The sequence below is a fragment of the Coprococcus sp. RTP31081st1_H1_RTP31081_211007 genome (genome assembly GCF_040227275.1).
GTDB classification, from domain to species: domain Bacteria; phylum Bacillota; class Clostridia; order Lachnospirales; family Lachnospiraceae; genus Coprococcus; species Coprococcus aceti.
On sequence record NZ_JBEHVP010000002.1, the window covers coordinates 179147 to 191113 of the forward strand.

General features: G+C 44.9%; 11 protein-coding genes. 1 reads left to right on the forward strand and 10 read right to left on the reverse strand.

Annotation, left to right across the window (positions count from 1 at the left end):
• The first annotated feature begins 42 nt into the window (after window positions 1–42).
• Window positions 43–1347, forward strand: a complete 1305-nt coding sequence (locus tag ABUA31_RS05005) for an MATE family efflux transporter (protein ID WP_055224544.1) — start codon at window positions 43–45, stop codon at window positions 1345–1347.
• 61 nt (window positions 1348–1408) lie between these two features.
• Here the strand turns inward: ABUA31_RS05005 and feoB are convergent, their stop codons facing one another.
• From feoB to ABUA31_RS05055, 10 genes are all read right to left on the reverse strand, one after another.
• Window positions 1409–3745, reverse strand: coding sequence for a ferrous iron transport protein B (gene feoB, locus ABUA31_RS05010; protein ID WP_117874846.1), 2337 nt, complete (start codon window positions 3743–3745; stop codon window positions 1409–1411).
• Between the two features lie 160 nt (window positions 3746–3905).
• On the reverse strand, window positions 3906–5321 hold the full coding sequence (locus ABUA31_RS05015; protein ID WP_349819972.1) for an MATE family efflux transporter: 1416 nt from the start codon (window positions 5319–5321) through the stop codon (window positions 3906–3908).
• A 33-nt stretch (window positions 5322–5354) separates the two neighbouring features.
• The gene (locus ABUA31_RS05020; RefSeq protein WP_161172214.1) at window positions 5355–5981 is read right to left on the reverse strand and encodes a methylated-DNA--[protein]-cysteine S-methyltransferase; all 627 of its coding nucleotides are present in this window, start codon (window positions 5979–5981) and stop codon (window positions 5355–5357) included.
• 112 nt (window positions 5982–6093) lie between these two features.
• Window positions 6094–6768: a DNA alkylation repair protein gene (locus ABUA31_RS05025; RefSeq protein WP_022216940.1), complete on the reverse strand. Its 675-nt coding sequence runs from the start codon at window positions 6766–6768 to the stop codon at window positions 6094–6096.
• 99 nt (window positions 6769–6867) lie between these two features.
• Window positions 6868–7725, reverse strand: a complete 858-nt coding sequence (locus tag ABUA31_RS05030) for an arginase (RefSeq protein WP_349818895.1) — start codon at window positions 7723–7725, stop codon at window positions 6868–6870.
• Window positions 7726–7852: 127 nt separating this feature from the next.
• Window positions 7853–8047, reverse strand: coding sequence for a hypothetical protein (locus tag ABUA31_RS05035; protein ID WP_004851427.1), 195 nt, complete (start codon window positions 8045–8047; stop codon window positions 7853–7855).
• Between the two features lie 15 nt (window positions 8048–8062).
• A complete protein-coding gene (gene gltS / locus ABUA31_RS05040; RefSeq protein ID WP_349818896.1) occupies window positions 8063–9250 on the reverse strand; it encodes a sodium/glutamate symporter in 1188 nt (395 codons plus the stop codon).
• A gap of 125 nt (window positions 9251–9375) precedes the next feature.
• The gene (locus ABUA31_RS05045) at window positions 9376–10353 is read right to left on the reverse strand and encodes a TAXI family TRAP transporter solute-binding subunit (RefSeq protein WP_118649900.1); all 978 of its coding nucleotides are present in this window, start codon (window positions 10351–10353) and stop codon (window positions 9376–9378) included.
• Window positions 10354–10586: 233 nt separating this feature from the next.
• Window positions 10587–11024 (reverse strand): leucine-rich repeat domain-containing protein, encoded by a 438-nt coding sequence (locus ABUA31_RS05050; protein ID WP_117874924.1) that lies wholly within the window; start codon window positions 11022–11024, stop codon window positions 10587–10589.
• A 179-nt stretch (window positions 11025–11203) separates the two neighbouring features.
• Window positions 11204–11920: a YgdI/YgdR family lipoprotein gene (locus ABUA31_RS05055; protein ID WP_349818897.1), complete on the reverse strand. Its 717-nt coding sequence runs from the start codon at window positions 11918–11920 to the stop codon at window positions 11204–11206.
• Window positions 11921–11967: the final 47 nt, after the last annotated feature.

Below are 11967 nucleotides of genomic sequence, written 5' to 3' on the forward strand. Positions count from 1 at the left end.
AACTCATGATTTTATACCCATCACCAAAGGAGTACTGATTATATGAAGAAATTATCCGCACTTTTTATACCTATATGTTTTGAAACACTATTCTATATGCTGTCTGGCATGGTTGACACACTTATGCTCTCATCAGTGGGCGACTATGCCGTGGGTGCTGTCGGAACCGCCAACAGTTATATCGGAATGTTCATCATCATGTTCTCCATCATATCATCCGGCATGATGACGGTCATGACTCAGAATATCGGCGCAGGCAGACCTGGGATTGCTTATCAGGCACGCCAGCTTGGTCTTATATTCAACTCAGTCATAGGTATGGGAATGTCTATATTCCTGTTCATTTTCTCCGGAAATATTCTTGATCTGATTGGAATAGCCGGGAACCTCAGGGAACCTGCCATGAGCTATCTTGAAATCGTTGGCGGAGGGTGCTTCCTGAACGCGCTGATTCCAATATTTGCAAGCTACCTCAGGGCATTTGGACATACAAAGCAGCCTCTCATCGCTACCATAATCGGCAACCTTGTAAACTTCGCCTTAAATGCAGTATTTCTCTTTGCGCTGCATAAAGGGGTGCAGGGTGTCGCTACAGCGACAGTCATATCCAAGGTTATCAACCTTGCAATTGTTATCTTTTTCTCCTGCACCCTTGTAAAAGCAGGAAAAAATCCCGAAAGGCTTTCTAACAGAACTGTCCTTTCACAGATCATCAGAGTCGGACTGCCATCTGCATTCGAATCCGTTCTGTACAATGTCGCCATGATGCTGGTGGTCAAGTTCCTGAACCAGATGGATACTGACGGAATAAATGTCACGGCACGATCCTACGCAGTCCAGATAAGCAACTTCTCCTACTGCGTCGGCTCAGCGCTCGCCCAGGCAAATGCCATCATGACAGGATGGCATATCGGTTCCGGCGATATAGATGCATGTAAAAGAGATACCAAAAAGGCCGCCATCATCGGTGTGATCGTGGCGACCTGTCTTGAAACTTTATTTGCAGTCACAGCCCCATGGGCCATGAAACTATTCACCGACAACCCGGACATGGTACATATTGTCACAAGGCTCCTTGCTATTGACATCATCCTCGAGGTTGGCAGAGTTACAAACCTTGTCTACGGCCAGGCCTTAAAGACCAGCGGAGATGCGGTATTCCCGGCCGTCATAGCAGCTGTCTTTATGTACGTGTGTGCTGTCGGCGGTACATGGATGTTCGGCCTGCACCTTGGGCTCCTTGCAACCGGCGCCTACATAGGCCTTACCTGTGACGAATGTGTACGCGCAGTTGGTATGGTCCTGCGCTGGCGAAGCGGAAAGTGGACGGAGAAGAAACTGGTGTGATAATACCCTAGTACCAGATATATTCCAGAATGTATCAGACCAGACATACGCCAAGCATTTATCACAGTATTCCCCCTATCATATACACCACAAATGCCGCAAGCCACGCCACAACGCACTGCCAGATCACTACCATGACAGCCCAGCGATGTCCCATCTCTCTCTTGATGGAGGCGATGGCTGCTATACAAGGCGAGTAAAGCAGGCTGAATACGAGCAGCGATGCTGCAGCCCTGGTTGTGATAGCTGCGGTCACTGATCCGTTAAACAATATCTCAAGTGTGGATACCACACTCTCCTTCGCCATGATACCGCTTATGAGCGACGTACATATTCTCCAGTCGCCAAGTCCAAGCGGCTTAAATATCGGCACCAAAAGTCCGGCTATCGCAGCAAGTATGCTGTCCTGCGAGTCTTTCACCATATTGAGGTGCATATCAAAGCTCTGAAGGAACCAGATACATATAGTTGCAAGAAATATAACTGTGAACGCCTTCTGAAGAAAGTCCTTTGCCTTCTCCCACAGGAGCTGGCCTACGTTCTTCGCACCCGGAAGTCTGTAATTTGGAAGCTCCATGACAAAAGGAACCGCATTGCCCTTAAACAATGTGCTCCGATAAACCATAGCCACAATTATTCCTATCGCAATTCCAAGGAAATAAAGCCCTGCCATAATAAGGCCGCCCTTTCCAGGGAAGAATGCGCTTACAAAGAACGCATATATAGGAAGCTTAGCTGAACAGCTCATGTATGGAGTGAGCAGAATAGTCATCTTTCGGTCTCTCTCACTCGGGAGTGTCCTGGTTGCCATGACGGCCGGAACCGTACAGCCAAAGCCTATCAGCATCGGAACTATACTCTTGCCGGAAAGTCCGATCTTCCTTAGCAGCTTATCCATGACAAATGCAACTCTGGCGATATATCCGCTGTCTTCCATGAGCGACAGGAAAAAGAACAGAGTCACTATGATCGGAAGAAAACTGAGCACACTTCCGACACCCGCAAATATTCCATCCATAACAAGGCTCTTGACGACCACATTTACATTTGCTGCGGTGAGAAGCTTTCCCACCTGAACCGTGAGCGCATCTATCCCCATCTCTAATAGTTTCTGCAGACCTGCTCCGATCACGTTAAATGTCAGATAAAACACCGCCAGCATGATACCTATAAAGCATGGGATTGCGGTATACTTACCCGTAAGAATGCGATCTATCTTTTCGCTTCTGATCCTCTCCTTGCTCTCCTTTGGCTTGACTACACAGTTTTCACATACCTTTTCTATGAAATTAAACCTCATATCAGCTATGGCTGCACTCCGGTCAAGTCCTCGCTCTTTTTCCATCTGGATTATCAGATGTTCTATCGTCTCTTTCTCGTTCTCATCAAGTCCAAGCCTGTCAAGTATGAGATGATCTCCCTCTATGATCTTGGTAGCAGCGAATCTAAGCGGCAGATCTGCCGCCTTTACATGATCCTCTATAAGATGCGCCACCGCATGTATACATCTGTGAACAGCTCCGCCAAACTCATTCTCATCACAGAAGTCCTGTCTTCCAGGCTTTTCCTGATACTTGGCTATATGTATGGCGTGTCTTACAAGCTCATCCACACCCTCGTTTTTTGCCGCAGATATAGGCACAACCGGGGTTCCAAGCATTGCCTCCATCCCATTTACATCTATGGAGCCCGAATTGCCTGTGACTTCATCCATCATGTTGAGTGCGACGACAACCGGTATCTCCATCTCAAGAAGCTGCATTGTGAGATACATATTTCGCTCTATATTAGTAGCGTCTACTATATTGATGATAGCCTTTGGGTGATCATCAAGCACAAAGTTTCTGGACACGATCTCCTCGCTGCTATAAGGAGACATCGAATATATTCCAGGCAGATCCGTCACGGAAGTATTCTCCCTGCCCCTTATCGGACCATCTTTTCTGTCGACAGTTACTCCAGGGAAATTGCCTATATGCTGATTTGATCCGGTGAGCTGATTGAACAGAGTCGTCTTTCCACAGTTCTGGTTGCCAACCAGGGCAAATGTAAGTCTTGTTCCTTCTGGAAGCGGATCACCGTCCCCTTTGACGTGATATTTTCCTTCCTCGCCAAGTCCTGGATGTTCCTTCTCCTCTATGATCTCAACTCTGGTGTGGGCTCTGGATCTTGTCTCTATCTGCTCTGCATCTATCTGCTCTGCATCAGCCAGTCTGAGTGTAAGTTCATATCCATGGATCTGAAACTCCATAGGATCGCCCATCGGAGCAAGCTTCACAAGGGTGAGCTCCGCACCGGGTATAACACCCATGTCAAGGAAATGCTGTCTTAGCTCTCCTTCACCGCCAACTGCCTTTATTCTGGCACTCTGTCCTACCTTCAAATCTCTCAGTGTCATAATTGATTATCCTTCTTTCATCATTCATCCAGATTCATCCACGCAGTCTTTCAGTACCACAAAATCGTCTGTCGAATGCCGTCTATTTATGTTTATTGATATTTTTTCTCAATTATAGCACGATGCGTTGTATGCGCAATATATAGATCCTGATTATCGTCTATATTTTCACGGCTTTTTCATGTGCATCTCTGTCTATAGAAGTCAGTTCCTTAAGTTCCCTCACCGTAAACACACCGCAGACAATCGCAGTTATTCCGTCCGCTATCGGTCCCGCATACATGACACCATCGATCCCCATGAATATAGGGAATATGATGATGAGAGGAAGCAGAAATAGTATCTGTCTTGTGAGTGACATGAACACACCAAGTCTCGCCTTTCCTATAGAGTTGAAGAAGTTTGATGTCACCGGCTGGATTCCATTTACGATGGTAAGAAACATATATATCCTGAAGTATCTCTCTGAAAACTGTAAGTACAGCTCGCTTCCCTCTCCAAATGCGCTTATGATCTGTCTGGGGAATATCTGGAATGCTGCAAATGCCACCACCGACAGAGCTGATGCTGCTGCCAGCGCCAGAAGATAAGTCTTTCTCACCCTCCTGTACTTTCCTGCGCCATAGTTGAAGCCTATGATCGGCTGGGTTCCCTGTGATATTCCTATAACGATCGCCATGAATATCATGTTTACCTTGCTTATTATTCCTGAACACGCAAGTGGTATGTCGCCTCCATACACCGACTGTGCTCCGTATCTTGACAAAGTATTGTTCATGACAACCTGGACTATCGCCATGGCTATCTGATTGAAACACGCCGACGCACCGAATCTGAATATATTGCCGCAGGGCTCTCCTCGCATAACAAAACTTTCCCTGGTAAGATGTATTGTCTTGAAATGGAACATATATCTGAGGCTTATGGCAAATGATATGATCTGTCCTGTGATAGTTGCCAGCGCCGCACCGCGCATACCCATATCGAGCCCGAATATAAGTATCGGATCAAGTATAGTGTTGATGATGGCACCTGTCAGCATGGATATCATTGAATACCTCGGACTTCCATCAGCCATGATCAGCTTGCTCATTCCGGTATTCGCTATCAGGAATGGGAAACCTATCGCTGTTATCCTTGTGTACTCCTGTGCAAATGGCAGAACCTTGTCAGTTGCGCCGAATGCCTTTAGCATAGGTGTCAGGAATATTGTCGTCACAAGGAAAAGTGCCACGCCAAATATCGCCATGAGACAGATTCCATTTCCTGCTGCCTCAGCCGACTTCTTCTCATCTCCGGCACCAAGCTTCAATGAAAAGCTGGTCGCACTTCCTATGCCAAGAAGAAGCGATATCGCGGTACATGCCGTTGAAAGAGGAAATGCTATATTTGTCGCAGCATTTCCAAGCATTCCCACTCCGTGTCCTATAAATATCTGGTCAACTATATTATAAAGTGCTGTCACCAGCATGGATATGATACACGGTATGGCAAAGGTTGTGAGCAGATGTGCCTCATTCTCATATCCAAGGGGATTGTTCTGATTTTCATTTGTCTTTGTGTTATCAGATGTCATGATTCTGTATTGCCTTTCTGTCTGTATTGCGACTCAGTTTTTCATTCCATATTTCTTCAGGTCTACCCGGTCATTTTCAACCTCTATGCCGTCTGCCCTCAGGCGGTCCGCCTGGACATTTGCTCCACCGAACGCAAATGCTCCCGCAAGCTCACCCTTGGAATTCACCACTCGGTAACACGGTATATTCTCAGGATCAGGATTCTTATGAAGTGCATTCCCCACGGCTCTCGCCATCTTCCTGTCACCTGCCATCTCCGCAACCTGGCCGTATGTTGCAACACATCCCTTCGGAATCTTCTTCACCGCATCGTAGATCCTCTTTGTCGGACTGTAGGTTACTATGTCATAGCTATCCGCTATCATCTGCTTCACCGCATCCTCTGGCACACTTCCATCCAGTATGATAGTGTTCCAGTGTTCTTTGTTCTGATGCCACCCCGGTATGACAGACTCAAATGCCTGCCTCCAGAAATCCCGGCTTTCCGGATCAGCCTTCACATTCAGATTGATATATCCATCCCTCTCATAAGTCCAAAGGAATGCCTTCTTGCTTCCCTTTACCCTGACAAGCTGCCAATTCTGGTCGTGAAATGGAGCCTCCTGGTAAGTGTCCGGAAATGAGAGACCATATGCCAGAACTTCCTCCCTTGTTGTCATGTGTATTTTTCCTTTCTTGTGTTGCGATTATGTAATTAGCTGCCAGTTTTCACCTCAGCTACATAACTTGTTGTTTTTATCTTTTTTCATTTTTCAGCTAAAAAGCGATAAACTACCTGTATCCCTTGAGATATCTCTTCTGCTCATCCGTTATACGGTAACTCTCCACAGCCTTCTGTATCGTCTTTCGGTGAACCCAGTCAGACATGCGGTGCTCTTCTATGTACGGAATGACCGCATCCCACTGCTTTGCCAGTGCTGTCGCCATGTACCATGCTATCATCATGTTGACATAATACTCATCAGACTTAACTTCTGCCACCAGCTTCACATATTCAGGATCAAAATCAGCATCCAGATAAAGCCTCATGAGCATTCCTATTCCATACCGTATAGTATATGTCTCGCCTGAGGCGATCCAGCGCTTGATGACCGGCAGCAATTCTTCCTTGTGATTTTCAAAACACTTCGGTGCCGGGAAATCACAGGTTGCCCAGTTGTCTATATACGGAAGAAATCTCTCTACCTCTGATAGACATTTATCATAGTCCTTTATCCTGGTTATGAGCATCATGTGAAGATTGTTTTCCTCGTAATAATGGTGTGGAAGTTCTTTTATAAACTTTTCTGACAGTTCTGTTCCAGCTATACTCTTTGCATATTTTCTGAGCACGGGAACTCTTATGCCTATAATCGTCTCCTTGTCGATGTCTGGCATAAGCCTGCTGTGAAAATCTCTGTATGCCATATCCTGTAGTTCAAACAGATGCTTTTGAATCTCCTCCATATTTTCACCTTACGCTTTCTAATTTTCTCGTTGTTAGTTTTCCATTTTCTACATTTTTCTATTCTAACTCATAATTGTATACAACTATTATATCTAATACTATCTGAATTTCTTCACATGCTCCGATATAAACCGAAACAGCTCGATATTGACCTTCTCATTCTTCTCCTCCGCCTCAAGATACTCAGGCACCGGAATATCCGTCTGAATCTCTCCGCATATATCAACGCCCAATATTCTTGAATGTCTTATATCACCGGCATTTCTTTCATCATTACGACAAGCGTCAGAATTTTTTTCTTCAACCTGACCGCCAAGAAAGACACTAAGCAGGCGTTCAAGTCCATCGATTGACATATCCCCCTGACTCCAGTTCGTCTCCGTGTACTCTGTTCCGAGGACATCTTTGTCTATAGATATATACAGAGGCAGATCTGTTCTAATAAGTTTCAGCTTATTCTCAAGCAGATCACCATGCAGGTCTTCGGCGGAAAATGTCAACAATCTTCCGCTCTGACTCCCACTATAACTTTCCAAAGTCTGCTCTATATCTGACTCCGGTGGACCTACAACCACCAGCTGTCTTAGATTTTCATTCTGTATAAGAGTCTGTCCCGCCCAGTCTCCGCAGCTCATCATTTCTGGAACCATAGGTATCTGCATGTCTGTATGATGATCATACATAACCAGCCCAAACGGTTCGGTTATATGATCTGTTATAATCTTCGTTATATAATGATAATTTCCCGAATCTATATAATGTATACCCTGGATTCCGTACGGCTCTATCCTGCCCCATATTTTTTCATACGCATTTTTTGAACAATACATATCTGTCTCTTGTATATCAGAGCAATCTATGTATCTGAATCTATCTATATCTTTTATATCCTCATCACGATATACGTGAGTAAAATCCAAAATCATATTCTCATTTTTCACCTTGCTGTCACCCATATACAACCCCCATATATCCAGTAACAAGTCAATTTCGCAGCAATATCGATTAACCTGTCAATAATAAAATAATCTTAATATAAAAATCGCCCGACTGTATTCTAACACAACCGGACGATTTTAATCACTATTTGTCTTTCTTTTTCCTTATGTGGATCTCCGGGATTGCCACCGTGTCATATGTCACAGACGAGTCATCCTCACCCACATTATCCTCATTGTCATCATGGCTCTTTGTGTTCACCTCAGGAATAGCCAGATTGTCAAATGACATGTTGAATCTGTGATGCTTTTTATGCTGTTCTTTATTTTTTTCTCTCATAGTTGGTTATACCCCCTAAAGTATGTTTATGAAAAATGTAATTACCAGGCTATTCAGGAAGTCAGCAAATAAACTTCCTATAAGTGGGATTATCAGATACGCCTTGACCGAAGGAACGTAACGGTCGCATATAGCCTGCATGTTCGCCATGGCATTTGGCGTTGCTCCCATACCGAATCCGCATGTTCCGGCGGACAGAACCGCCGCATCGTAATCCCTGCCCATCACGTTGAACACAACAAAATATGTGAACAATATCATGAGTATGAGCTGTGCCGAGAGCAGTATGATAAGCGGAAGTGCAAGCTCTGCAAGCTGCCACAGCTTAAGGGTTATCATCGCCATTCCAAGGAACAGTGACAGGCAGATACCACCGAGATTGTTGATCTCACCCATATAAATATCAAACTTACCGGAATACTCTCCGATATTTCTGATGACCGCAGCCGCGATCATCGCACCTATATATATAGGAAATGTAAGTCCTGTCTTTGTGAGAAGTTCCGATATGATGGTTCCTATTCCTACTGCTATGATGAGCTGAAACACTGCTGCCGCATACATATTGGTATGACGCTCATGTTTCTTCTCATCCTCAACCAGTATACTGTCGTCCTCGGCAACTGCAGTGTCCAGAAGTTTCTTCCTGTCTATGAGTCTCTTGCCAATAGGGCCACCTATAAGACTTCCTGCGATAAGTCCAAATGTTGCCGCAGCCGTGCATATAGTTGTTGCCCCCTTGACATCAAAATCCTCCAGCACCGGGCCAAACGCTCCTGCAGTTCCATGACCACCTACCATAGGTATAGATCCCGTGCAGAGTCCAACAAGCGGATCAAGATGCAGCAGCTTACTCACCCCGAGTGCCAGAAAATTCTGGGACACTATAAGCACCACAACCAGTCCAAGGAATATGAACAACGACTTTCCTCCGCTCTTTAAAACCTTGAGATTCGCCTGGAATCCAACGGATGTGAAGAAGAATACCATGCACACCTCTCTCAGCGTATCGTCAAATGTAAATTCTGCTATGCCAAGACTGTAACACACACAGGTCAGGACTGCGAAAAGCAGACCTCCTATGACCGGCGCCGGTATGCAGAATTTCTCCAGGAAATTAATTCTTTTCTTCAAAAACTGTCCCAATATAAGTACCAGAACTGACACCGCCAGTGTCTGATACATATCTATCTGTATCTCCATGTAAGACCTCTCTTATCTATATTATATACACATGCAGACATCCGTGATCAGATACCTTCTTAATCCAATATCATCTGCATATATTCTTTTCCGCATTCAGTATATTTATTATCAGCAGCTGACAACTACTGTTCAGCCGGGATCTCTATTCCTTTTTTCTGATAATAAGCTTTCGCACCATCATGAAATGGAATGGTCACGTTCTTCACAGCCTCACTCTCATCTATCTGGAAGGTGAGTGCTATTGAATACTGGATATCCTGCGCATGTTCAAAGAGAAGTCCTGTGAGCTCCTCCACTATCTTCTCATCCATATCATCCCTGGCGAGGAGCACTGCTCTGACACCGAGTGTCACAACATCCTGAGTCTGTCCCTCGTAGGTTCCCGCTGGTATGGTGTAATCCGTATAGAAGCCGTACACGGATTTTAGTCTGTCCCTGCATTTGTCATCTATTCCGATGAGCTTTACGTCACATTCCTTAGACAGCTCCTCGATCACCGAGGTCTGTATACCTGCTGTACAAAAGAATGCATCTATCTGTCCTGATTTGAGTTCATTTGCCGCATCCACATAATCGAGATTAACCGTGTCCACAAGGGATTCCACAAGGCCGGTCATCTTAAGTATCTGCTCTGCATTTCTCTGGGTACCGGACTCCTCCTCACCCACAGAAATCTTCTTGCCCTGAAGATCATCCAAGCTGTCTATTCCCGAGTCAGATCTCACCACGATCTGACACGCCTCAGTGTACAGGCTGGCAACTGCCGAGTACCCTCTGTACCTCTTCTTGTCCGTGGCGCCTGTTCCGTTGTAGGCCGCATCCACCAGATCCGCCTGGGCTATCGCCATGTCCACATATCCGTCGGACAGAAGCCTGATATTCGCCGTGGAGCCTGCAGTAGCCTTTACCTCAAAATCAAGATCCTCATCCTCCGAGGATGCTATCTGCGCAAATGCGTTGGAGAACGCATAGTATCCGCCGCCAACTCCCGCGGCTCCCAGCTTCACGGAATCACTGCCGATGCCACACCCGGCAAGGGAAAGTGTCATCAGAATGGCTGTTCCCACTGCAACCATCCTCTTTATCTTTTTCAGTTTCATTTCATTTTCCTCCTTACGTGACTTGGCGAAAGATCTTTCTCTTCGCTATTACCACCACCATACAACAATCCCGTATAACACGAAATAAAGGGCTTATCGCCCTTTATTATCGCCGTCCATATACCATGTACATCATTATTGTTATTTTACAACTATATTTAACAAAATGATATGGATAATTGTATTTTATATCTATAAAATCATCCTGAATCCGTCTATGAGAGCTATATTATTTACTTCTTTATAATTTTTACGCCCTTATCTGCATCAATAATGCCGCCCTTCGCTGTAAGCTTTTTATTCTTTCTGACATCCAGCTTAGTCAGTTTGTTAGGCTTGCAGAACAGTTTTTGAAGACTTCTGCTCTTGCTTACATTCAAGGTCTTTAAGCTATTATTACCACAATACAATGTTCTGAGTTTCGGTGTGTTTCCGGTCGACAGAGCTGTAAGCTTATTATAATCACAGTTGAGTTTTTCCAGTTTCTTGTTTCCCGAAAGATCTAGTGATGTGAGATTATTGTGTCCACAATCAAGATACTTAAGATTCGGGAAATACTTAATTCCCTTAAAACTGCTGATCTTCCAATATTTCGCACTTATTAATGTTGCATTATTCCGCTCTTTCTTTGATAAATAGCCATCGCTGTTGGTGTCAAAATAATACTTCACATATAACCTGCATTTCTATTGTATATAAGTAAACTTAAAAGTCAACTCCGTATTGCTGCTTATTATTTTTATCATATTTTATTTTCTTGCAAATGCCGGAGCACTCCGGAATATAAACAAAATAAACGGCGGAGTCATTGTCTCCGCCGTTTATTTAAAACACATATATCAAAGTGACTTTACCACTCGTGCACCTCTACTTCTAACCCCCACGTGCTGAACAGTGAATCCGCAGCCTCCTCCACAGTCTGACCATCAGGGAGTGCCATGTAACTTCCACTCACGCTCACTATTCCGTCACCACAGTTACTATAGGCTATCCACAGTGCACATTCCTCCCCAGCTGGGATCACCCACACCTGATCCAGCACCGGTTCACTTACTACATACGCCTGATCATACCTAAGTATTGATGAGGCCGCCAATGCACTCGCTCCCCCAGCGCTGGCGGTCACATAATTTCCAAATGCCAAGCACGCATTTTTTTCAACACGGTCTCTGGCCGTATCGGATAGGGACGTTTCACCATCAGTCTGCCCCATAATGAATTTTGCTGCTTTATCCGAGATTATCACAACTGCAATCTTGCCACTTGTGTCGGCTATATTACCCCCCCAGTCACTTGCGACTTCAGCAACCTCGTCACTTCCGCCCATTATCTTTATATAAGCTTCATCATTTGCAAGTTCGTTCACCGAAGCCGCCACATCTAGGGCAGTCTCCTTGAACCACTCCTCATCCGGCGTATTGACCTTGAACTTTCCTTGACTCTCTATACCCGATTTGGTTCTATCTGTTTTATCACTGCTTACCACTGATGAACATCCTGCAAGTCCCACCAGTGCCGCAAGCACACATATCACAATTCCTGTCTTTTTCATATTCCATTTACCCATTTTTTCTCGATATAATCCCATTTTTAATGTCTTATTATATAAAGAAA

Coding starts and splice junctions, on each gene's coding strand:
- ABUA31_RS05005 (WP_055224544.1), top strand. CDS start 43: ATGAAGAAATTATCCGCACTTTTTATACCTATATGTTTTGAAACACTA.
- ABUA31_RS05030 (WP_349818895.1), bottom strand. CDS start 7,725: ATGGGTGACAGCAAGGTGAAAAATGAGAATATGATTTTGGATTTTACT.
- ABUA31_RS05055 (WP_349818897.1), bottom strand. CDS start 11,920: ATGGGTAAATGGAATATGAAAAAGACAGGAATTGTGATATGTGTGCTT.
- ABUA31_RS05025 (WP_022216940.1), bottom strand. CDS start 6,768: ATGGAGGAGATTCAAAAGCATCTGTTTGAACTACAGGATATGGCATAC.
- ABUA31_RS05035 (WP_004851427.1), bottom strand. CDS start 8,047: ATGAGAGAAAAAAATAAAGAACAGCATAAAAAGCATCACAGATTCAAC.
- ABUA31_RS05020 (WP_161172214.1), bottom strand. CDS start 5,981: ATGACAACAAGGGAGGAAGTTCTGGCATATGGTCTCTCATTTCCGGAC.
- gltS (WP_349818896.1), bottom strand. CDS start 9,250: ATGGAGATACAGATAGATATGTATCAGACACTGGCGGTGTCAGTTCTG.
- feoB (WP_117874846.1), bottom strand. CDS start 3,745: ATGACACTGAGAGATTTGAAGGTAGGACAGAGTGCCAGAATAAAGGCA.
- ABUA31_RS05045 (WP_118649900.1), bottom strand. CDS start 10,353: ATGAAACTGAAAAAGATAAAGAGGATGGTTGCAGTGGGAACAGCCATT.
- ABUA31_RS05015 (WP_349819972.1), bottom strand. CDS start 5,321: ATGACATCTGATAACACAAAGACAAATGAAAATCAGAACAATCCCCTT.